26 protein-coding genes are annotated in these 20961 nt (G+C 36.5%); all 26 read left to right on the forward strand.

Annotated elements, in window-relative coordinates; genetic code table 11:
- The first annotated feature begins 14 nt into the window (after window positions 1–14).
- The gene (locus ACQKM9_RS02810) at window positions 15–404 is read left to right on the forward strand and encodes a TIGR02530 family flagellar biosynthesis protein (protein ID WP_427732440.1); all 390 of its coding nucleotides are present in this window, start codon (window positions 15–17) and stop codon (window positions 402–404) included.
- An 81-nt stretch (window positions 405–485) separates the two neighbouring features.
- The gene (gene flgG / locus ACQKM9_RS02815) at window positions 486–1280 is read left to right on the forward strand and encodes a flagellar basal body rod protein FlgG (protein WP_427732442.1); all 795 of its coding nucleotides are present in this window, start codon (window positions 486–488) and stop codon (window positions 1278–1280) included.
- Window positions 1281–1350: 70 nt separating this feature from the next.
- On the forward strand, window positions 1351–1572 hold the full coding sequence (locus ACQKM9_RS02820) for a flagellar FlbD family protein (RefSeq protein WP_427732444.1): 222 nt from the start codon (window positions 1351–1353) through the stop codon (window positions 1570–1572).
- Window positions 1562–1987 (forward strand): flagellar basal body-associated protein FliL, encoded by a 426-nt coding sequence (gene fliL / locus ACQKM9_RS02825; RefSeq protein ID WP_427732446.1) that lies wholly within the window; start codon window positions 1562–1564, stop codon window positions 1985–1987. The genes ACQKM9_RS02820 and fliL overlap by 11 nt, the downstream gene beginning before the upstream one ends.
- A 30-nt stretch (window positions 1988–2017) precedes the next feature.
- Window positions 2018–3016 (forward strand): flagellar motor switch protein FliM, encoded by a 999-nt coding sequence (gene fliM / locus ACQKM9_RS02830; protein ID WP_427732448.1) that lies wholly within the window; start codon window positions 2018–2020, stop codon window positions 3014–3016.
- Window positions 3009–4190, forward strand: coding sequence for a flagellar motor switch phosphatase FliY (gene fliY, locus ACQKM9_RS02835; RefSeq protein WP_427732450.1), 1182 nt, complete (start codon window positions 3009–3011; stop codon window positions 4188–4190). The genes fliM and fliY overlap by 8 nt, the downstream gene beginning before the upstream one ends.
- A 22-nt stretch (window positions 4191–4212) precedes the next feature.
- Window positions 4213–4575: a response regulator gene (locus tag ACQKM9_RS02840; RefSeq protein WP_427732451.1), complete on the forward strand. Its 363-nt coding sequence runs from the start codon at window positions 4213–4215 to the stop codon at window positions 4573–4575.
- 5 nt (window positions 4576–4580) lie between these two features.
- Complete coding sequence (locus ACQKM9_RS02845) at window positions 4581–5258, forward strand: flagellar biosynthetic protein FliO (RefSeq protein ID WP_427732453.1); 678 nt, start codon at window positions 4581–4583, stop codon at window positions 5256–5258.
- A complete protein-coding gene (gene fliP, locus ACQKM9_RS02850; RefSeq protein WP_427732455.1) occupies window positions 5255–5920 on the forward strand; it encodes a flagellar type III secretion system pore protein FliP in 666 nt (221 codons plus the stop codon). The genes ACQKM9_RS02845 and fliP overlap by 4 nt, the downstream gene beginning before the upstream one ends.
- A 13-nt stretch (window positions 5921–5933) precedes the next feature.
- A complete protein-coding gene (gene fliQ, locus ACQKM9_RS02855) occupies window positions 5934–6203 on the forward strand; it encodes a flagellar biosynthesis protein FliQ (protein ID WP_038184135.1) in 270 nt (89 codons plus the stop codon).
- Window positions 6204–6207: 4 nt separating this feature from the next.
- Window positions 6208–6984, forward strand: coding sequence for a flagellar biosynthetic protein FliR (gene fliR / locus ACQKM9_RS02860; protein WP_427732457.1), 777 nt, complete (start codon window positions 6208–6210; stop codon window positions 6982–6984).
- Between the two features lies 1 nt (window position 6985).
- The gene (gene flhB, locus ACQKM9_RS02865; protein ID WP_427732459.1) at window positions 6986–8071 is read left to right on the forward strand and encodes a flagellar biosynthesis protein FlhB; all 1086 of its coding nucleotides are present in this window, start codon (window positions 6986–6988) and stop codon (window positions 8069–8071) included.
- 23 nt (window positions 8072–8094) lie between these two features.
- Window positions 8095–10128, forward strand: a complete 2034-nt coding sequence (gene flhA, locus ACQKM9_RS02870) for a flagellar biosynthesis protein FlhA (protein WP_427732461.1) — start codon at window positions 8095–8097, stop codon at window positions 10126–10128.
- Entirely contained in the window at window positions 10125–11243 is a 1119-nt protein-coding gene (gene flhF, locus ACQKM9_RS02875; RefSeq protein WP_427732463.1) for a flagellar biosynthesis protein FlhF, read from the forward strand. Before flhA ends, flhF begins: the two co-directional genes overlap by 4 nt.
- Window positions 11240–12112, forward strand: a complete 873-nt coding sequence (locus ACQKM9_RS02880) for a MinD/ParA family protein (protein WP_427732465.1) — start codon at window positions 11240–11242, stop codon at window positions 12110–12112. The genes flhF and ACQKM9_RS02880 overlap by 4 nt, the downstream gene beginning before the upstream one ends.
- 51 nt (window positions 12113–12163) lie before the next feature.
- Window positions 12164–13261 (forward strand): protein-glutamate methylesterase/protein-glutamine glutaminase, encoded by a 1098-nt coding sequence (locus ACQKM9_RS02885; RefSeq protein ID WP_427732467.1) that lies wholly within the window; start codon window positions 12164–12166, stop codon window positions 13259–13261.
- Between the two features lie 13 nt (window positions 13262–13274).
- Complete coding sequence (locus ACQKM9_RS02890; protein ID WP_427732469.1) at window positions 13275–15323, forward strand: chemotaxis protein CheW; 2049 nt, start codon at window positions 13275–13277, stop codon at window positions 15321–15323.
- Between the two features lie 26 nt (window positions 15324–15349).
- Window positions 15350–15796 (forward strand): chemotaxis protein CheW, encoded by a 447-nt coding sequence (locus ACQKM9_RS02895; protein ID WP_427732801.1) that lies wholly within the window; start codon window positions 15350–15352, stop codon window positions 15794–15796.
- 16 nt (window positions 15797–15812) lie between these two features.
- Window positions 15813–16445, forward strand: a complete 633-nt coding sequence (locus ACQKM9_RS02900) for a chemotaxis protein CheC (protein WP_427732471.1) — start codon at window positions 15813–15815, stop codon at window positions 16443–16445.
- A gap of 1 nt (window position 16446) precedes the next feature.
- Window positions 16447–16944, forward strand: coding sequence for a chemotaxis protein CheD (locus ACQKM9_RS02905; protein WP_427732472.1), 498 nt, complete (start codon window positions 16447–16449; stop codon window positions 16942–16944).
- On the forward strand, window positions 16941–17285 hold the full coding sequence (locus ACQKM9_RS02910) for a hypothetical protein (RefSeq protein ID WP_427732474.1): 345 nt from the start codon (window positions 16941–16943) through the stop codon (window positions 17283–17285). The genes ACQKM9_RS02905 and ACQKM9_RS02910 overlap by 4 nt, the downstream gene beginning before the upstream one ends.
- Before the next feature lie 93 nt (window positions 17286–17378).
- On the forward strand, window positions 17379–18149 hold the full coding sequence (locus ACQKM9_RS02915; protein WP_427732476.1) for a FliA/WhiG family RNA polymerase sigma factor: 771 nt from the start codon (window positions 17379–17381) through the stop codon (window positions 18147–18149).
- A 15-nt stretch (window positions 18150–18164) separates the two neighbouring features.
- Complete coding sequence (locus ACQKM9_RS02920; protein WP_427732478.1) at window positions 18165–18476, forward strand: RNA polymerase subunit sigma; 312 nt, start codon at window positions 18165–18167, stop codon at window positions 18474–18476.
- Between the two features lie 8 nt (window positions 18477–18484).
- A complete protein-coding gene (locus ACQKM9_RS02925) occupies window positions 18485–19057 on the forward strand; it encodes a hypothetical protein (protein ID WP_427732480.1) in 573 nt (190 codons plus the stop codon).
- A gap of 155 nt (window positions 19058–19212) precedes the next feature.
- The gene (gene rpsB / locus ACQKM9_RS02930) at window positions 19213–19932 is read left to right on the forward strand and encodes a 30S ribosomal protein S2 (protein ID WP_038184184.1); all 720 of its coding nucleotides are present in this window, start codon (window positions 19213–19215) and stop codon (window positions 19930–19932) included.
- Between the two features lie 99 nt (window positions 19933–20031).
- Window positions 20032–20916, forward strand: coding sequence for a translation elongation factor Ts (gene tsf / locus ACQKM9_RS02935; protein WP_427732482.1), 885 nt, complete (start codon window positions 20032–20034; stop codon window positions 20914–20916).
- The last annotated feature ends 45 nt before the right edge of the window (window positions 20917–20961 follow it).

Genomic DNA, 20961 nt, shown 5'->3' on the forward strand with positions numbered 1-20961 from the left:
GCTGAGGTGTTTTGATGGATAAAATAAGATTTCAGCAACATATACAACCACTTCAACCAACATTACGGCAACAACCAGTTAAAAGACCGAGTGTTTCTACAAGCAAACAATCCTTTAGTCAAGAGTTAGAAAAGGCAACTAGTAGCCATCAGTTAAAGATAAGTAAACACGCTTCAGTTCGACTTAACGAACGAAATATTCATATTGATGAAAAACAATGGCAAAGAATTACTGAAAAAGTATTCGAAGCACGCTCAAAAGGTGTGAATGATTCACTTGTTTTAACTGACCAGGCAGCACTCATAGTTAGTGCAAAAAACGCCACAGTAATTACAGCAATGGATCGTCATGAAGCACAAAATCAAATATTCACCAATATCGACGGCACAATTGTGCTGACATAAGGCAGGACCTTTTAAGGGTGCCTTAGTACTGCCAAATGACAGAAGCAGTACACTCTAAAATCGAAGGGAGAAAATTAAGTTATGCTACGTTCAATGTATTCAGGCATCAGTGGTCTTAAAAATTTCCAAACAAAATTAGATGTTATTGGTAATAATATCGCCAACGTTAATACTTATGGTTTCAAAAAAGGTCGTGTTGTGTTCAAGGATATGATGTCACAAACATCTGCGGGAGCTTCAGGGCCAACAGCTACAACTGGTGGTACAAACCCTAAACAAATTGGATTAGGGTCTTCAATTGCAGCAATTGATACGATGCATGAAGGTGGGTCACTGCAAAATACTTACAGAGGTCTAGATTTAGCGATTTCTGGTGATGGATTCTTTGTTGTTATGGATAAAGATGGGACAAACCTGAAATATACACGTGCTGGGAATTTTTATATGGATAAAAATGGTGATTTGGTTAATGCGGAAGGTAAGTATATAAAAGGAACTGCTGGAGTAATAAATATACCTACAACTGCTCAAAGTATGTCTATCGGTAAAGATGGGACTGTTAATTATGTTGATGAAACAGGTGCATCACAAAAAGCAGGTCAATTAGAATTAGCTAAGTTCCCAAATTCTGGTGGGTTATCTAAGGAAGGTTCTAACTATTATAATGAAACACCAAACTCAGGGAAAGCTACAATAGGAACTGCAGGGCAAAAGGGAATTGGTGAAATCGTATCAGGAGCTCTTGAAATGTCCAACGTCGATTTATCAGAAGAATTCACTGATATGATCGTAGCGCAACGTGGTTTCCAGGCGAATACACGTATTATCACAACATCTGATGAAATTTTACAAGAGCTTGTTAACTTAAAACGATAAGTTTTTGCTAAATAACTTTCATTAAAAGGAGGGGGCTGGGTCGGCTCTCAAGACTCGGCCCTTATTTCCTATGATTACAGTAACTAAATTAAATGGTAAACCATTCTCATTAAATGCTTTATACATAGAATCGGTCGAGGAGTTTCCTGATACGACGATTACGTTAACGACCGGACGAAAATATGTTGTATTAGAAACTGGGGAAGAAGTTAGTAAACGTATGATTGCTTTCTATCACAGTGTACAGCTCCTATCAAACCCGCACTTAAGAGGTGAAGAAAATGAAGAATAACAAACTATTAACCATTATGTTAATTATTTTAGTTTCGATTACACTACTTGGTGTGATTGCATTGGTAACTGTCAATCAGTTGAACAAAGGAAGTGCCAAAGAGCCAACTATTGACGAAATTATCGAAGCTTCCGTAGATGTTCCTGAATTGACAACAAATCTAGCTGGAACAAATTTTGTTAAAATTTCGCTTAAAATTCAAACTGATAGCAAAAAAGCTGCTGAAGAAATCGGTAAACGTGATTTCCAAGTAAAGAGTATTGTGATTGAGGAAATGTCAGAGATGACAAAAGGCGATTTAGAAGGAAAAAAAGGAAAGGAAATGCTCGAAACAACGTTAAAAACAAGGTTTAATGAACTGATGAAAGACGGTAAGGTACAAGAAGTTTACATTACGTCCTACATCATTCAGTAAGGTCAATTATTTTGAAATGGAGGTGGGAAAATGGCAGGAGATGTGTTATCCCAGTCCGAAATTGATGCGCTTTTATCAGCGTTATCAACGGGTGAGATGACGGCTGATGATATTATGAAAGACGAAGAGGCTAGAAAAGTTAAAGTTTATGACTTTAAACGAGCTCTTCGTTTTTCAAAAGATCAAATCCGAAGTTTGACCCGAATACATGAAAATTTTGCACGTCTTTTAACGACGTTTTTCTCAGCTCAACTTAGGACGTATGTGCAAATAACTGTAGCATCTGTGGATCAGATTCCATTTGAAGAGTTCATTCGTTCAATTCCGAATATGACACTCATAAATGTATTCGAAGTACCACCTTTAGATGGCAATATCCTAATGGAGATTAATCCGAATATTGCGTATTCAATGCTAGATCGTTTAATGGGAGGAACAGGCGCAAGTCATAGTAACGTCGATAACTTAACTGAAATTGAAACGAAAATTATGACGAATTTATTTGAACGTTCGTTCGATAACTTGCGTGAAGCATGGGTAAACATAGCTGATATTGATCCAGCTTTATCTGAGCTTGAAGTGAATCCGCAGTTCTTACAAATGATTTCCCCAAATGAAACGGTTGTTGTTATTTCATTCAACTCAATTATAGGAGAAACAAGCGGCATGATTAATATTTGTATCCCTCATGTCGTATTAGAGCCGATTGTACCGAATCTATCGGTTCGCTATTGGATGCAATCTAATAAAAAAGAAGTTTCACCAGAACAAACTGCAATTCTTGAAAATAGTGTGAAACAATCTAATTTACCAGTTATAGCGGAGCTTGGTAATGCTGAAATTTCAATTGAAGATTTCCTTCTATTGTTACAAGGTGATGTTATTCAACTGGATCAGAAAATTAGCCAACCACTTACATTAAAAGTTGGCGATATACCTAAATTTACTGTTCAACCAGGGAAACTGAAAAAACGAATGGCTGTTCAAGTTATAGAGTCTTTGAAAGGAGGAGACGAAGTTGATGAGTGATGAAATGTTATCGCAAGAAGAAATTGAAGCCCTATTAAGAGGCGAATCTCCCGAACTAGAAAATAAGAAGTCTTCTCAAATTGAATACAAAGTAGAGGAATATTTAGATGCATTATCTCAAGATGCACTAGGTGAAATCGGTAATATTTCCTTCGGTAGTTCTGCAACGGCGTTATCATCGTTACTAGGACAAAAAGTTGATATAACAACACCGACAATCAGTATGATTAATCGTGATAATTTGGAGGAAGAGTTTCCTCATCCATATGTAGCGGTTCAAGTAGAATATACGACGGGCCTTGTGGGTATGAACTTATTGGTCATCAAACAATCTGATGCAGCAATTATTGCTGATTTAATGTTAGGTGGAGATGGTGCTAGCCCTGCAGATGAGCTTGGTGAAATTCATTTAAGTGCTGTGCAGGAAGCAATGAACCAAATGATGGGTTCTGCTGCAACATCTATGTCTACGATCTTTAATAAAAAAGTGGACATTTCACCGCCATCAATCGATTTGATGAATATTTCTAAAAATGAAGGTAGAGATAATATTCCTGAAGAAGATTTACTTGTTAAAGTTTCTTTCCGCTTAAAAATTGGTACTTTAATAGATTCAGATATTATGCAACTACTACCTCTAGGGTTTAGTAGGAAGTTGGTTAACCAATTAATGAATCAAGATACTGAAGAAATTGCTTCAACTATGGTAGCTCCTGCACCAACACCACAGGAAGCACCAGTTCAAGCACCTCCTGTACAACAGGCACCAGTAGCACCACCTGCTCCAATGCAAGAGCAACAATATCAACAATCATATGCAATGCCTGAAAGACCAATGTATTCACAACAGCCGGCAAATGTACAACAAGCACAATTTGCAAGCTTTGAAAATGCATCATTGAAGCAAGCAGAAGCTAGAAATTTAAATATGCTACTTGACATACCACTGCAAGTTACTGTTGAATTAGGACGTACGAAGCGTTCCGTAAAAGAGATATTAGAGCTAGCAAGTGGATCTATTATTGAACTTGATAAACTTGCTGGTGAACCGGTTGATATTCTAGTAAATAGCCGTCTCATTGCTAAAGGAGAAGTAGTTGTAATAGACGAAAACTTCGGTGTTCGTATTACAGATATTTTGAGTAAAGCGGATCGCTTAAACAATCTAAGATAGATAGTTATTGGAGGAGTTTGACATGTCTAAAAGGATTTTAATTGTGGATGACGCAGCTTTCATGCGCATGATGATCAAAGATATTTTGACGAAAAATGGTTTTGAAGTTGTGGGAGAAGCTGGTGATGGCGCCCAAGCTATTGAGAAATACAGCGAATTAAAACCAGATTTAGTAACAATGGATATTACTATGCCTGAGATGGATGGAATTGCCGCATTAAAATCTATTAAAGAAAAAGATTCAAGTGCAATTGTTATTATGTGCTCAGCAATGGGACAACAGGCAATGGTAATCGATGCAATCCAAGCAGGGGCAAAAGACTTTATCGTAAAACCTTTCCAAGCTGACCGTGTTATCGAAGCGATCCAAAAAGCGTTAGGTTGATCAAAATGTTTTATAAAGCCTTATTGAAACTGATGTTGTGTGCATCATTATTAACAATTACATTTATTATTCCTATGCTAAACCCGACACCAGTTTTTGCTGAGGAGGGTGAAACGGTTGATAAATGCTTAAAAGACCCAGGTGCATGTGAAGAGGATTCAACTACAGCTGTCGATAAAAACACACAATCGACAGCTGTCGGCTTGTCTCCATGGGATTATATTAAAATGGTCCTAGCTCTTATCTTTGTAGTAGCACTATTGTATGGAATGTTAAAATTCGTCAATAGTCGCAGCCAAAAATATCAACATAATCAATTGATGCAAAATTTAGGTGGATTATCTTTAGGCCAACAGAAATCTGTGCAGCTCTTAAAAGTAGGAGATTCGCTCTATTTGGTTGGCGTAGGTGAGGATGTACATATTCTTAAGGAAATCTCAAACGAGGTCGAAAAAGAGCGTCTAATGACCTTATATAACGATAAACAAGAATTTGCAAATCAAGTTCCATATATTGCAGACCTTTTTACTAGTTTCAAAGAAAAAGTACGACCTTCATCGAAAGTAGATGAGAAGCCAAACGAAGAATTCAAAGATCTATTTCAACAAAAAATCTCGAAAATAAAATCTGAACGTAGTCAAGATTTGAATGAGTGGAAGCAAAAGGAGAGCGATAAAGAATGAGTGATTTAGTTAATTATTTCTCAGGCAGCGATCCATCCAATGTTTCTACTTCTGTAAAACTGATGTTAATGCTAACAGTCTTATCATTAGCACCAAGTATATTAATACTAATGACATCTTTTACAAGGATTGTTATAGTCCTTTCGTTCGTACGTACAGCTTTAGCTACACAGCAAATGCCTCCAAACCAAGTAATCGTTGGATTGGCACTTTTTTTAACATTTTTTATCATGGCACCAACATTCCAAGAAGTGAATAAAGAAGCATTACAGCCTCTTTTTGATGAGAAAATCACATTGGATGAAGCTTACGAAAAAGCGAGTGGGCCATTTAAAGACTTTATGAGTCAGCATACAAGGCAGAAGGATTTAGATTTGTTTTTAAAATATTCTGGTGCAGAACGTCCTGAAACAGTTCAGGATATTTCATTAACTACTTTAGTACCTGCTTTTGCGTTAAGTGAGATTAAAACTGCTTTTCAAATTGGTTTCATGATTTTCATACCATTCCTTGTAATCGATATGATTGTTGCAAGTGTATTAATGTCTATGGGTATGATGATGCTACCGCCAGTTATGATTTCACTGCCATTTAAAATCCTATTGTTTGTACTTGTAGATGGCTGGTATCTTGTAATGAAATCATTGCTGCAAAGCTTTTAGGGGATGAATCAATATGACAGGTGAAATGGTCATTTCAGTTGCAGAACGTGCGATCATGGTTGTCCTACTTACTTCAGGGCCTTTATTACTAATCGCTTTAATTACTGGTTTGGCGGTCAGCATTTTCCAAGCAACGACACAAATTCAAGAGCAAACGCTTGCGTTTGTGCCGAAAATTATTGCTGTTTTAGTAGGTATTGTGTTTTTTGGACCTTGGATGCTTACGCAAGTGACTTCGTATGCAACAGATATTTTTGAAAATTTACTGCGATATGTAGGGTGAGCGAATGGAAGAACTAGTACCAAAAGTAACGGTGTTCCTTCTCATTCTAGTGCGAATTTCGGCATTTTTTATAACGGTCCCCTTGTTTTCTTATAAAACAATCCCGTCCAAAATGCGACTTACATTAGCGGCAGTAATTGCATGGATGATGTACTACACAATTGACGTTACTCCTATGGAAGTAAACGGGGAATACATATTATTGGTAATAAAAGAAGCCATGGTTGGTTTAATTATCGGTTTAATTGCTTATATAATTATGTCAGCTATCCAAATAGCAGGAAGTTTCATAGACTTCCAAATGGGTTTTGCTATTGCGAATATTATAGATCCACAGACAGGGGCACAAAGCCCCCTCTTAGGACAATTCTTTAATACTCTGGCATTGCTAGTGTTGCTAGGTACCAATGGTCATCATTTACTATTGGATGGTATTTATTATAGTTATGAATACTTACCAATTGGTGAAATGTGGCCATCCTTTGGATCGGAAAATTCCACTGACTTTATTATTAAAATGTTTGCTACAGTGTTTGGTATTGCTTTTCAAATGGCTATCCCAATTGTTGCTACTTTATTCTTAGTTGATATTGCTTTAGGGATAACAGCTAGAACAGTTCCGCAGTTGAATATTTTTGTGGTTGGTTTTCCAATCAAAATTGGTGTGAGTTTTCTTGTTCTTGTAACAATGATGGGTGTAATGGTAGCAGTTATTCAAAAGTTATTTAATATTATGATTGTTAGTATGCGTGATTTTATGGTTCTAATAGGTGGTGGATAAGATGCAATATATTCGTCTTGACTTACAATTTTTTGCGGGAGAAAAAACTGAAAAAGCAACGCCTAAGAAAAGATTAGATGCCCGAAAAAAAGGTCAAGTATTAAAAAGTCAGGATGTTACAAGTGCAATTGTCCTCCTATCTGTTTTTTTATTCTTATTATTTGGCGCAGCATCTATGCGAGATAGCATCATGGCGTTTTTTAAACAAACATTTAGTCGATACTTGTTAGTTGAATCTATTTCGATTAGCTCAGTTATGGAAGTCTATAAAGAAGTCATGATTGAGATGGCATTTGTCTTATTACCAATCATGGTGATTGCGGTAATTGCTAGTCTCGCTGGAAATTTCCTTCAATTTGGATTACTTTTTACAACAGAGTCATTAAAATTTGATTTAAAGAAGATTGATCCAATTAAAGGCTTAAAACGGATGTTCTCAATGAGAGCTATTATTGAGTTATTAAAATCAGTTTTAAAAATAACCTTTATCGGATCAGTTACAACAGTTATTCTTCTCATGAATATAGATGATGTACTAAGTTTGTCTTTTAAATCTCCGTGGGTCACTTTAATAACTGTTGGAAAATTAACAGTAATAATGGGGATTGCAGCTTCATTTACATTGTTTTGTGTGGCAATCTTGGATTATTTCTATCAGAAGTTTGATTATGAAAAAAACTTAAAAATGTCCAAGCAGGATATTAAAGATGAATATAAAAATACTGAGGGTGACCCCCTTATAAAATCAAAAATAAAACAACGTCAACGTGAAATGGCTATGCGTCGTATGATGTCGGAAGTACCTAAAGCGGACGTGGTTATTACCAATCCAACCCATTATGCAATTGCACTGCAGTATGATGATGAAAGTATGGATGCGCCAAAAGTTGTTGCTAAGGGGACCGACTTTATCGCACAAAAGATTAAATTAATTGCCAAAGAAAATGATGTTGTGATGGTGGAAAATAGACCGTTGGCTAGAGCAATGTACGATCAAGTGGAAGTTGGGGGCCGCATCCCAGACGAGTTTTTCAAAGCGGTTGCGGAAGTTTTAGCTTATGTATACCGTATTAAACGCAAAATTTAAAGTTTTAAGCAGGAGGGACAAGTATGAAAATTCGCGACATAGGGGTATTATCGGCAGTTATTTTAATTGTAGCGATGCTCATTATCCCTCTACCTCCGTGGATGTTAAGCTTTCTCATTATTATTAATATATCGCTAGCGTTATTAGTTTTATTAACAGCTATGAACATGCAAGAGGCACTTCAATTTTCAATATTCCCATCATTACTTTTATTACTTACATTGTTTCGCTTAGGATTAAACGTTTCGACAACCCGAGCAATTTTAAGTGGTGGTGAAGCTGGGAATGTAGTTGAAACATTTGGAACATTTGTTGTAGGTGGAAATATTCTTGTCGGTTTAGTAGTGTTCGTAATTTTGATTATCATTCAGTTTATTGTTATTACTAAAGGGTCTGAGCGTGTTTCTGAAGTTGCTGCCCGTTTTACATTGGATGCGATGCCAGGTAAGCAAATGGCGATTGATGCCGATTTAAATGCAGGATTAATTTCTGAAACAGAAGCTCGTCAAAGACGTGAAAAAGTAAGTAATGAGGCCGATTTCTACGGAGCTATGGACGGTGCCACAAAATTTGTTAAAGGGGACGCCATTGCAGGTATTATTATCGTTATCATTAACCTACTTGTAGGAATGATTATCGGCGTTGTGCAAATGGATTTAGAGTTCTCTGAAGCAGTGCATCTTTTCTCTACTTTAACAGTAGGTGACGGTTTAGTGTCGCAAATTCCAGCACTATTAATTTCCACAGCAACAGGTATTGTAGTTACGCGAGCAGCTTCTGATGGTAATTTAAGCACAGATATTACAGGGCAATTGCTTGCTAATCCAAAGTTGTTGTATATTGCAGCAGCTACAATCTTTCTGTTAGGAATTGTAACGCCAATTGAATTAATTTATACAGTTCCATTAGCTGGGCTACTTGCATTCGTAGCATACCGTATAAGTCATAAAAAACAAGAAGAAATTGAAGAATTACAAGAAATTGAAGAAGAAGTGGTTACTGATAATCTGAAAAGTCCGGAAAATGTCATTAATTTATTGAACGTTGATCCGATTGAATTTGAATTTGGTTATGGATTAATTCCATTAGTAGATGCAGCACAAGGTGGGGATTTATTAGATCGTGTTGTAATGATTCGACGACAACTTGCGCTTGAGTTAGGAATTGTCATACCGGTTGTTCGTATTCGAGATAATATTCAATTACAACCGAATGAATATCGTATTAAAATTAAAGGGAACGAACTTGCGCAGGGTGAACTATTATTAGATCACTACTTAGCAATGAGTCCTGGGGATGATGACTCGATTGAAGGAATCGATACAGTGGAGCCCTCATTTGGTCTACCTGCAAAATGGATTACTGACCAAGTGAAAGAGGAAGCTGAAATGCTTGGTTATACAGTAGTGGATCCGCCTAGTGTTGTTTCTACTCATTTAACTGAAATTATTCGTGCAAACGCTTCAGACTTACTTGGTCGCCAAGAAACAAAACAATTAATCGATCATTTAAGAGAATCAGCACCAATTTTAGTAGAAGAGTTAACACCAACCCCATTATCAATCGGTGAGATTCAAAAAGTATTGGCGAAATTGTTAGAAGAAAATGTTTCAGTTCGCAATTTACCAATCATTTTCGAGACATTAGCAGATTATTCAAAGTTAACATCAGATGTGGATGTTCTTACTGAGTATGTCCGCCAAGCACTTGCTCGTCAAATTACTACTCAGCATGCAGGCAGTCAGCCAGAGCTAAAAGTATTAACTGTGGCTGCTAAAGTGGAAAAAATGATTGCAGATAGTATTCAACAAACGGATCACGGAAATTATTTAGCGATGGATCCACAAGATTCTCAAGCGATACTAGAATCTATTGCAAGAGAAATAGAGCGTATTGCATTCTTTGAACAATCTCCGGTGATCTTATGTTCACCAGCTGTTCGAATGTACCTACGACAATTGACAGAGAGATATTTCCCTCAAATTCCAATTCTTTCGTATAATGAACTGGAAGCATCGATTGAGATCCAAAGTGTTGGGGTGGTGAATGTTGAATGAAAATGAAAAAATATGTAGCACCGTCAATGCCAGCCGCAATGAAAAAAGTTCGTGCTGATTTTGGTGATGATGCAGTCATTGTTAATTCTAAAGTAGTGTATTCAAAAGGTTTTTTAGGATTATTTAAAAAGAAAAGTATTGAAGTGGTAGCAGGGCTAGATCGCGCAGAAGTAAGACAATCTGCGCCTCTTCTAGCTCCAGTTCAGCCTTTGATTGAAAAAAGTATTCATTCAGATCAAAATTCTGAAGAAATCAAAAAGGAAATAGCTGATTTGAAATTACTTATGCAATCAATGCAACGACACTCTGTAGGGGCCCAGTATCCAGATGAACTCTTACCTCTTATTGAACAACTAGAGAAACAGGAGCTAAATCAAGAGCTTGTCACATGTATTGGTGATGAGCTTTTTGCAATTATAAAAAATAGTAAAGGAGATTTATCGCAAGAGGAGCTTTTCAATCTTGCAAAAGAATCTCTTGTAGCTAATATTGAGCAGCTTCCTTTCGGTGGTATTTCTTATGAAAAAAAATATATAAACGTTTTAGGACCAACTGGAGTTGGTAAAACAACGACAATTGCTAAAATGGCTGCTAGAGCAGTACTCGAGAAGAAACAAAAAATAGGTTTCATTACAACTGATACGTATAGAATTGCTGCAATTGAACAGTTGAAAACGTATGCGAATTTACTGCAAGCACCTGTAGAGATTGTTTACAACAAACAAGACTATGAACATGCGTTAGAAAAATTTGATCATCTAGATTTAATCTTTATTGATACAGCTGGGCGAAACTATAAAGAAGTAAAGTACGTAGAAGATTTACGAGAATTAATGAATTTTGAACAGAATATGGAAAGCTTTTTAGTCCTATCAATGACATCAAAAGAGCGAGATATGGAAACGATTATTCAACAATTTTTGGAATTTCCTATTACTAAACTAATATTCACTAAGCTTGATGAAACAAATTCTATTGGCTCAATGATTAATTTAATGGTTAAATATAATAAAGGACTTGCTTACTATACAACTGGTCAAGAAGTACCAGAGGATATTGAGGAGGCCTCTTTTGAAAGTGTAGTTGAATTGTTCTTTCAAGGAGATAGGAAATGAGAGATCAAGCAGAATCTTTAAGAATGTATATGTTGCGAAGCCAGGGATTAATAGGGAAATCTATTGCAGTTGTAAGTGGTAAAGGTGGCGTTGGAAAAAGCAATTTCACAACGAATTTTTCTAATACTTTAGCCTCCCATGGTAAAAAAGTTGTCATTGTTGATATGGATATCGGAATGGGTAATATTCATATTCTTTTAGGTGAAAGCGCAAGGAAAAGTTTAAAGGACTATTTACAGGGAGATTGTTCATTACAAGAGGTTATTTTTGAGGGGCCTAATGGTTTGCAATATATTTCAGGCGGTACGGGTATGAATGGGCTAATGGAATGGTCTGAAAAAATGTTTAATCGTTTGATTGAAGCATTCGAAGTGCTGCAAAAGTCAGTTGATTACATAGTGTTTGATATGGGAGCAGGAGCAACTAATTGGTCTTTAGATTTGTTAGTCGCAGTTGAAGATATTATTGTCATTTCTACTACTGAGCCAACATCAATTACAGATGCTTATTCTATGATGAAATATATTCACTATAGAGATTCAGAAAAAAAGTTTTATCTTCTTTGTAATCGTACTTTGGATCAAGAAGAAGGTCCTGATGCCCTTAGGCGTTTAAGCCATGCTATGTCACGATTTTTGTCAAAAGAAGTCACTGTATTAGGGTCTTTACCTGAAGATCCACTTGTAAGACAAGCTGTTCGCAAACAAGTTCCCTTTTCAATTTTATTTCCAAATGCTCCAATCACGAAAACGTTACGAGATATAACTTATCGTTATATGGAAGATTGCATTGAAGAAGTACATGCACCTGCTCAGACGAATAAGTTTTTGTCTAAATTGAAAAGTATTTTTTCGAAAGGTCGTGATTAGTTGAACATTTCTCAACCCAAAAAGCTACTCATCGTTGATGACTCTGCTTTTATGAGGAAGCTCATTTCAGATTTTTTTACGGATAATACTAAAATACAAGTTATAGGCACTGCTCGTAACGGTAATGATGCATTACGCAAGATTAAAAGTCTTAAGCCTGATGTTGTCACTATGGATGTTGAAATGCCAGAAATGAATGGTTTAGAAGCTCTTAAAAAAATCATGGTAGAATCACCGGTTCCTGTTGTAATGCTTTCAAGTACAACAGAACGGGGGGCTGATTCGACTCTAGAAGCAATGGCTAATGGTGCTGTTGATTTTATTGCTAAACCAAGTGGTACAATTTCACTAGATTTACATAAAATCAAAAATGACCTTGTATATAAAGTTGAGCATGCTGCTAATGTACAAGTTTCAAAACTTCAGCAAACAGTTGTCAAATCAAATACAACTAAATTTACTGGAGAACTGAGTGATTCTGCTCTTTTATCACGAAAGGTACAGAGAGTTAAACAACTGGAAAGAATGTCTGAAACAGCTACAACGCAAGTCAAAAGGGACTGGTCAGCTCATTCTAAGAAAATAATACTGATTGGAACTTCGACTGGAGGTCCAAGAGCTTTACAAGAAGTCATTACTAAAATACCGGCAACCATCAAAGCGCCAATCCTAATTGTTCAACATATGCCTGCTGGTTTTACAAAGTCACTATCCAATCGATTAGATCAACTATCTGATATTACTGTGAAAGAAGCTGAAAATGGTGACATTTTGCAAAATGGAGTAGCTTACATTGCTCCCGGTGGTTATCATATGAAACTTCGTAAAATAGGTATGTCTTATGGCATCGTACTAGATGATCAAGAGCCACCTCGTGGGGGACATAGACCGTCTGTCGACGTACTTTTTGAAGATAATTGTCAATTTAATGAAATTGACAAAATAGCCGTTATTATGACGGGAATGGGCTCCGATGGAACGAAGGGTTTAATTCAGTTGAAAAATACTGGGAAAGTAATTGCTATTACAGAATCTGCTAATACATGTATTGTGTATGGCATGCCTAAGGCAGCTTTTGAAACGGGCTTAGTTAATGAAGTAGCGGATGTAGATGATATTGCAGAAACAATAATGAAATATTTACCTTAAAGGGGGACATTCTATGGATACGAATCAATATTTAGAAGTGTTTATTGACGAAAGTAAAGAGCATCTTCAGTCTTGTAGTGAAAGTCTACTAGAATTAGAGAAAAACCCAAATGATTTAGCAATTGTGAATGATATTTTCCGTAATGCTCATACATTAAAAGGTATGTCAGCGACAATGGGCTTCGAAGATTTAGCTGATTTAACTCATAAAATGGAAAATGTTTTAGATGCTATTCGTAACGAAAAGATTAAGGTTACACCAGAGATTTTGGATGTTGTCTTTGAATCAGTAGACCATCTTGAAGAAATGGTTAACGATATTGCAAGCGGTGGAGATGGGAAAAAGGATGTAAGAGCAACAGTTGAATCTCTAAAGAAAATAGAATTAGGTGAAGCGCTTACTAGTTCTATTTCAAATAACGAAGTGGCAGCAACTACAAATGTTGAATCTGCAGTGTTACTTGAATACGATGACTTTGAATTAACGGTTATTCAACAATCACAAGAACAAGACTTTAACACATATGAAATTTCAGTTCATCTACGTGAAGATTGTTTATTAAAAGCAGCACGCGTATATATGGTGTTTGAATTGCTTGAAAAATTGGGTGATGTTATCAAGTCATCTCCTTCTGTTGAAAAGCTTGAAGAAGAGCAATTTGATAATGACTTCTATATTGCCTTTATAACAAAAGAACCAGCTGAAGATATTGAAAAAAAATTGTTAAAAGTATCTGAAGTAGATCGTGTCATTGTTCAGCCAGTCGATTTCCAAGTCTTAAATCAAGCAATGCTTGGAACGCTAGAAACACCACAAGTTGAACCACCACAGCAACAGGTAGCGAAGAAAGAATCTGATAATGCACCTGCTGCTAAAAAAACACCTACAAAGAATAGTGGTGGTCACGCAACTAGTAAAACCATTCGTGTGAATATTGAACGTCTTGATATTTTAATGAATCTGTTTGAGGAGTTAGTAATTGATCGTGGGCGTTTACAATCAATCGCGTCAGAGTTAAATCATAGCGAACTAAATGAAACAGTTGAAAGAATGTCCCGAATTTCTGGAGACTTACAAAATATTATTTTAACAATGCGTATGGTGCCAGTTGAAACAGTATTTAATCGTTTCCCTAAAATGGTGCGTCAGTTAACACGTGAATTAAACAAAAAAGTAAATCTAGAAATTATCGGAGCTGAAACAGAATTAGATCGTACAGTAATTGATGAAATCGGTGATCCACTTGTTCACTTAATTCGCAATGGTTTGGATCATGGTGTTGAAAGCCCTGAAGTACGTCGTGCAAAAGGTAAACCAGAAGAAGGTACAATCGTTCTGCGTGCTTATCATAGCGGTAACCATGTCTTCATCGAATTAGAGGATGACGGTGCGGGCATTAACCGTGAAAAAGTATTGTCTAAAGCAATCTCTAAAGGTGTCGTAACGCCAGAAGTTGCAGCATCAATGACAGACAATCAAGTTAATGAATTAATTTTATCATCTGGGTTCTCAACAGCAGACGTTATTTCAGACGTATCAGGTCGTGGTGTAGGACTAGATGTAGTTAAATCCACAATAGAATCTTTAGGTGGGAATATTACAATCGAATCGACTGAGGGTAAAGGTTCATTATTCTCAATTCAACTACCATTAACATTGTCAATTATTTCAGTAATGCTTGTGGAAATTGATAAAGAGATTTATGCAATTCCTTTATCTTCAATTATCGAAACATCAATTATTCGCTCTTCGGATATTATGAATGCGCATAATCAAAAAGTAATTGATTTCCGCGGCAAAGTTGTACCTCTTGTATTTTTAGAAGAAATCTTTGAAGTGCCACGTAATGAAGCAATAGATGAAGAGTTCCATTCAGTGGTCATCGTCCGTAAAGGTGAGAAAATGGCTGGACTAGTTGTTGATTCATTTATTGGGCAACAAGAAATTGTACTAAAAGCTTTAGGTAATTATTTAACAAATGTTTTTGCTATTTCTGGTGCAACAATTCTTGGGAACGGTAAAGTTGCATTAATCGTAGACTGTAACGCTCTTATTAAATAATGAAATGATCGAAAGAGGTGTAAATGATGGTAAATACGCTCGATGTAGAAAGTTTGAAAGTAATTGTTTTTCAATTGGCAGATAAAGAATACGCAATTCCTGTTAGTCAAGTTCAAGGAATTGAAAAAACAATGCATATTACACGTGTTCCAAAAACACCAAGATACGTGAAAGGTGTTATCAACTTACGAGGTGTAGTAACGCCGATCATTGATTTACGCGAACGCTTTGACTTGGATACTTCATCGGATAATGAAAGTACTAGAATCATCATTATTTCATTGGATGAAATGGAAGTTGGATTCATCGTTGATGCAGCTAATGATGTAATGGATATACCAAAGGAATCAATTGAACCGCAACCTGAAGTGGTTGGTTCATTAGAAGAAGAATTCATTTCAGGTGTTGCGAAAGTCGGTAAGCGCCTTCTTATTTTGCTTCATTTAGATAAAGTGCTAAATACGTTAAAGTAAAGAAAGGTATGAACCTATGACATTTCACGATAAAATCACGTCATTACATTTAGATGTTTTGAAAGAGATAGGTAATATTGGAGCAGCGCATGCTGCTACTGCTCTTTCATCTTTATTGAATACAAAAATAGATATGCGTGTACCGAAAGTTGAAATGGTGTCATTTAATGAAATGATGGAAAGAGGTGGCGGTGCGGAACAAGCCGTCGCTGGCATCTATTTGAGAATTGAAGGAGATGCTAAAGGTGGAATGTTCTTTATTCTACCGATTGAACAAGCTAATCATTTCATACAAAAATTAATACGAGATGAAGACTTTGATTTCCGTCAAACACCTGTTTCCGAATTAGGTTTTTCTGCAATGCAAGAGCTCGGAAATATTTTATCGGGCTCATATTTATCGGCGCTCTCGGATTTCACTAGTTTGAAAATTTATCCAACCCCACCTGCTTTAAGTATTGATATGTTTGGTGCTATTATCAGTTTTGGATTAATCGAAGTATCGCAAGTGAGCGATCATGTTATTGTCATTGATACTACGATTTATGAAGAAAATATGGGAGATACAGAGACGGTTAGAGGACATTTCTTCTTGTTACCTGATCCTGACTCCTTTGAATCTATTTTTAGAGCATTAGGAGTTTCTTAATATGATAGATAGCTCTAGTGTAGTCAAAGTAGGAATAGCTCAAATGGACGTAGCAAAAGCACCTAACACAATCCGAACATCTGGGTTAGGTTCATGTGTAGGGGTTGTGTTATATGATGAATTAAAAGGGGTAGCGGGGTTAATTCACGTGATGCTTCCAGATTCCCAACTTGGCAGAACAGACTCGATTAATGTGGCGAAATTTGCCGATACAGGTATTCCTGCCATGGTAAATCAATTGAAACAAGATGGGATCCAACCTTTTAGGTTGAAAGCAAAAATAGCTGGAGGGGCGCAGATGTTCCAATTTACATCGAGTAGAGATTCTATGAGAATTGGACCGCGCAATGTAGAGGCTGTGAAGTTGCAATTAAAAAAATTGTCCATACCCCTTATTGCGGAAGATACAGGTGGTAGTAGTGGTCGAACGATAGAGTTTGATTTACAAACGACCAAATTAAATATTCGAACAGTAAATCAAGGAGTGAAAGATATATGATGGTTGGCTCAATTTTATGGAATTGTTGGGCTTCTCTGATTGGATTTTCAATTTATTTTTTCATGACATTCCAATCATCTAAGATGCCAACGACAATATTATTTAACTCATTTATAATTGCTTTAGTCGTTTTTTTAGTTGCGTTTTTAGTGCGATTTGTCATTGCATTTGTCTTTTTTTCACCACAATCAGAAGGTTTGACTCTTGCAGAGGATGGACTTGCAGTGAACAATGGACAAATAAAAGAGCAGCAGACAGGTCAATTGAGTAATACTATTGAAGAAAATGCTGAAGAAGTAGCAAAAGTAGTTCAATCCATGATGTTAGAAGACATAAAATAAACCTGAATTGCTTGGAATTAGCGAGTTTTATACAGTAATAGATTGATATAATAGATTTACAAATCGTACTTTACTAAATGGGAGGATTCGGCGATGCAACCAACTGTAAATGAAGAGCAGAAGCTTTGGAGTAGCTGGACTGCTGAACGAGATCCTCGTGCAGGAGACTTGCTAATAAAAAAGTATATCCCATTAGTATCCTATCACGTACAGCGTATTAGTACTGGCTTACCTAAAAATGTATCAAGGGATGAATTAACAAGCCTTGGAATGATGGGACTCTTCGATGCATTAAATAAATTTGATCCAACTCGTGATTTGAAATTTGATACATATGCATCATTCCGCGTTCGCGGAGCCATAATTGATGGTCTTAGAAAAGAAGATTGGCTTCCACGTTCTGCTCGTGAAAAAGCAAAAAAATTAGATGCACAAATTGAGTCGTTAGAGCAACGTTTAATGCGTCATGTAACACCAGAGGAAATTGCTGTTACTTTAGATGTGCCTGTCGATGATATTTATCAAACAATGCAAGAACATTTTATTTCAAATGTATTGTCAATGGACGAGCAGTCTCAAGATCAGGATGATCATGAAGGTAAATCATTTATTATTCGTGATGATACTGTGAAGACTCCTGAACAAGAAGTTGTGAAAATGGAATTATTAGGGGATCTTGCGGACAATATATTAAAGTTAAATGAGAAAGAGCAACTTGTATTAAGTCTGTTTTATACTGAAGAAATGACACTTACTGAAATTGGAGAAATGCTAGAGCTTTCAACTTCGCGTATTTCACAAATCCATTCAAAAGCATTATTTAAATTGCGGAATCTATTATCATCTGAAATGCAAAATGCATAAATGGAGGCATGTTGTATGAGCTTAAAAGGTGTCGAGCTTCAAATAGCTATTCCAAAAACATTCGAAGCTGGTAAAATGGCTGACCAAGCACAACAACAAGTAAACACGAACCAAGACTTGGCTAATGTAGCTTTGCAACGCCAAATTGAGCGCAATCGTACATCTGTATTGGAATCAGAAAGTACTGATGAGATTAAAGATGAAGATCCAGCTGCGAATGATCAATCAGGTAGTGGTAAGAATGGTAAGAAAAAACAAGAGTCAGAAGAAGTGAACGAAAAAGCTAAACATCCATATAAAGGACAATTCGTGGATTTTAGCGGTTAGGAGCAACAATGGTAGCTGCAATACTTGTCTTTTTATTTATCGCGCAAATCATCAGCTTCTTTTTAATTATCATGCTATATTCTAAGCTTTCACGTTTTAAAGATATTGAAGTAAAACAAGAGCGTTTAAAAGATGACATGGATAACGCAGTTGGTGCCTATTTGGCTGAAATGCGTGATGAAAACAATCGATTAATCGAAGAACTTTCTAACATTAATATAACTAAGAAAACAACCGATAATGAGCCGCTGGAGCAATTGATGAAAGAAAAAGAAGTCCCAGTTGTACCTGAAAGCGAACATAAGCAAAAAAGCGAAGAAGCCTTTTTGCTACCAACATTTAGCGCATCAAAAAATGTTGCAGCAAAGGCTTATAAGCAGAACCAATCTCAACCACAAAAAAAACAACAAGCTGTTGAAACAGTTCCTCAAGCGAGTGAAGAGACAGTAGCAGTTATAGAACTTTCTCTAGAAGATCAAGTTCGAGAACTATATTCTAAAGGTCGATCAATCGAAGAAATCGCCAAAACCTTACAAAAAGGCAAAACTGAAATTGAACTGATACTAAAGTTTAAGCATTAAATTTGTTGCAGTTGTAAATGTTGTGTGATATAGTAGCAAGTGGTGTTACAATACACACGTATTCTGATGTATGGAGCAGGTGCTCTTTTAATAGAGTTACTCTTACAAATGACGAATACGGAGGACAAAAAAACCATTTTCAGGAGGAAACACACATGTCAGTAATTTCTATGAAACAATTACTTGAGGCTGGTGTACATTTCGGTCACCAAACTCGCCGTTGGAACCCAAAAATGAAGAAATACATTTTTGTTGAACGTAACGGTATTTACATTATCGATTTACAAAAAACTGTTAAAAAATTAGAGGAAGCTTATGACTTCATGCGCCAAGTTGGTGCTGATGGCGGTAAAGTGCTTTTCGTAGGTACGAAAAAACAAGCACAAGAAGCTATCAAAGAAGAAGCAGAGCGTTCTGGTAACTACTATATTAACCAACGTTGGTTAGGTGGTACTTTAACTAACTTCGGTACTATCCAAAAACGTGTTGCTCGTATGAAACAAATCGAAAAAATGGAAGAAGACGGTACTTTTGAAGTTCTTCCTAAAAAAGAAGTTGTTCAACTTAAAAAACAACACGAACGTTTAGTTAAATTCTTAGGCGGTATCCGCGACATGCAAGGTATCCCTGATGTTATGTTCGTTGTAGATCCACGTAAAGAACGTATTGCTGTTGCTGAAGCACGCAAACTAAACATCCCTCTTGTAGGTATTGTTGATACTAACTGTGATCCAGATGAAATCGACTACGTTATTCCTGCAAATGACGATGCAATTCGCGCTGTTAAATTATTAACTGCAAAAATGGCAGACGCTTTAATTGAGTCTAAACAAGGTGAAGAAGAAGCTCCAGCTACTGAAGCTGCAGCAGAGTAATTCACGAGTAAGAAACAGGTGATAAGCGGCTAAACCCTCTTATCGCCTTTTTTTGAGAAAATAAAATTCATAACATGATTACACAAGGAGGAACTAACAATGGCAGTAACTGCACAAATGGTAAAAGAATTACGCGAAAAAACTGGTGCTGGTATGATGGATTGTAAAAAAGCATTAGTACAAGTAGACGGAGATATGGACGCAGCAATCGACTTCCTACGCGAAAAAGGTCTTTCTGCTGCAGCTAAAAAAACAGATCGTATTGCAGCTGAAGGTACAACTTTCATCTTAGAAGAAGGAAACGAAGCTGTACTAGTTGAAGTAAATGCTGAAACTGACTTCGTAGCTAAAAACGAAGGCTTCCAAGTTCTTGTAAAAGAATTAGCAGCTCATCTTCTTGCTACTAAACCTGCTTCAGTTGAAGTGGCTGTAGAATCTACTATGGAAAACGGTTTAAAAGTAGCTGATCACATTTCAAATGCGATTGCTAAAATTGGTGAAAAAATCACTCTTCGTCGTTTTGAAATTGCTACAAAAACTGACGCTGACTCATTCGGACCATACCTACACATGGGCGGTCGTATCGGCGTATTAACAGTAGTTGAAGGTACAACTGATTCTTCAATTGCTAAAGACGTAGCTATGCACGTTGCAGCTTTAAACCCTAAATACATTACTCATGACCAAATTTCTCAAGAAGAAATCGATCATGAGCGTAAAGTATTAACTGAACAAGCTCTTAACGAAGGTAAACCAGAAAACATCGTAGCTAAAATGGTTGAAGGTCGTATTCGTAAATACTTCGAAGAAATTTGTGTTCTTGACCAATCATTCGTTAAAAACCCAGACCAAAAAGTTGGCGATTTCGTTAAAGCTGCTGGCGGTACTTTAAAATCATTCGTACGCTATGAAGTGGGCGAAGGTATTGAAAAACGCGAAGACAACTTTGCTGAAGAAGTAATGAACCAAGTTAAAGGTAACTAATTAATACACATTTAGTATAAACAGACTAGGGAGCACAGCTTTTCG

This window comes from Viridibacillus sp. NPDC093762, from assembly GCF_050279675.1.
GTDB lineage: Bacteria > Bacillota > Bacilli > Bacillales_A > Planococcaceae > Viridibacillus.

Excerpts from the sequence above, each read along its gene's own strand:
- ACQKM9_RS02920 (WP_427732478.1), top strand. The coding sequence starts at position 18,165 with ATGAGCTTAAAAGGTGTCGAGCTTCAAATAGCTATTCCAAAAACATTC.
- flhF (WP_427732463.1), top strand. The coding sequence starts at position 10,125 with ATGAAAATGAAAAAATATGTAGCACCGTCAATGCCAGCCGCAATGAAA.
- ACQKM9_RS02880 (WP_427732465.1), top strand. The coding sequence starts at position 11,240 with ATGAGAGATCAAGCAGAATCTTTAAGAATGTATATGTTGCGAAGCCAG.
- ACQKM9_RS02925 (WP_427732480.1), top strand. The coding sequence starts at position 18,485 with ATGGTAGCTGCAATACTTGTCTTTTTATTTATCGCGCAAATCATCAGC.
- ACQKM9_RS02905 (WP_427732472.1), top strand. The coding sequence starts at position 16,447 with ATGATAGATAGCTCTAGTGTAGTCAAAGTAGGAATAGCTCAAATGGAC.
- fliL (WP_427732446.1), top strand. The coding sequence starts at position 1,562 with ATGAAGAATAACAAACTATTAACCATTATGTTAATTATTTTAGTTTCG.
- fliR (WP_427732457.1), top strand. The coding sequence starts at position 6,208 with ATGGAAGAACTAGTACCAAAAGTAACGGTGTTCCTTCTCATTCTAGTG.
- ACQKM9_RS02910 (WP_427732474.1), top strand. The coding sequence starts at position 16,941 with ATGATGGTTGGCTCAATTTTATGGAATTGTTGGGCTTCTCTGATTGGA.
- ACQKM9_RS02890 (WP_427732469.1), top strand. The coding sequence starts at position 13,275 with ATGGATACGAATCAATATTTAGAAGTGTTTATTGACGAAAGTAAAGAG.
- tsf (WP_427732482.1), top strand. The coding sequence starts at position 20,032 with ATGGCAGTAACTGCACAAATGGTAAAAGAATTACGCGAAAAAACTGGT.
- fliP (WP_427732455.1), top strand. The coding sequence starts at position 5,255 with ATGAGTGATTTAGTTAATTATTTCTCAGGCAGCGATCCATCCAATGTT.
- flhA (WP_427732461.1), top strand. The coding sequence starts at position 8,095 with ATGAAAATTCGCGACATAGGGGTATTATCGGCAGTTATTTTAATTGTA.
- flhB (WP_427732459.1), top strand. The coding sequence starts at position 6,986 with ATGCAATATATTCGTCTTGACTTACAATTTTTTGCGGGAGAAAAAACT.
- ACQKM9_RS02845 (WP_427732453.1), top strand. The coding sequence starts at position 4,581 with ATGTTTTATAAAGCCTTATTGAAACTGATGTTGTGTGCATCATTATTA.
- ACQKM9_RS02900 (WP_427732471.1), top strand. The coding sequence starts at position 15,813 with ATGACATTTCACGATAAAATCACGTCATTACATTTAGATGTTTTGAAA.
- ACQKM9_RS02840 (WP_427732451.1), top strand. The coding sequence starts at position 4,213 with ATGTCTAAAAGGATTTTAATTGTGGATGACGCAGCTTTCATGCGCATG.
- rpsB (WP_038184184.1), top strand. The coding sequence starts at position 19,213 with ATGTCAGTAATTTCTATGAAACAATTACTTGAGGCTGGTGTACATTTC.
- fliM (WP_427732448.1), top strand. The coding sequence starts at position 2,018 with ATGGCAGGAGATGTGTTATCCCAGTCCGAAATTGATGCGCTTTTATCA.
- ACQKM9_RS02915 (WP_427732476.1), top strand. The coding sequence starts at position 17,379 with ATGCAACCAACTGTAAATGAAGAGCAGAAGCTTTGGAGTAGCTGGACT.
- ACQKM9_RS02885 (WP_427732467.1), top strand. The coding sequence starts at position 12,164 with ATGAGGAAGCTCATTTCAGATTTTTTTACGGATAATACTAAAATACAA.
- fliQ (WP_038184135.1), top strand. The coding sequence starts at position 5,934 with ATGACAGGTGAAATGGTCATTTCAGTTGCAGAACGTGCGATCATGGTT.
- ACQKM9_RS02810 (WP_427732440.1), top strand. The coding sequence starts at position 15 with ATGGATAAAATAAGATTTCAGCAACATATACAACCACTTCAACCAACA.
- ACQKM9_RS02820 (WP_427732444.1), top strand. The coding sequence starts at position 1,351 with ATGATTACAGTAACTAAATTAAATGGTAAACCATTCTCATTAAATGCT.
- fliY (WP_427732450.1), top strand. The coding sequence starts at position 3,009 with ATGAGTGATGAAATGTTATCGCAAGAAGAAATTGAAGCCCTATTAAGA.
- flgG (WP_427732442.1), top strand. The coding sequence starts at position 486 with ATGCTACGTTCAATGTATTCAGGCATCAGTGGTCTTAAAAATTTCCAA.
- ACQKM9_RS02895 (WP_427732801.1), top strand. The coding sequence starts at position 15,350 with ATGGTAAATACGCTCGATGTAGAAAGTTTGAAAGTAATTGTTTTTCAA.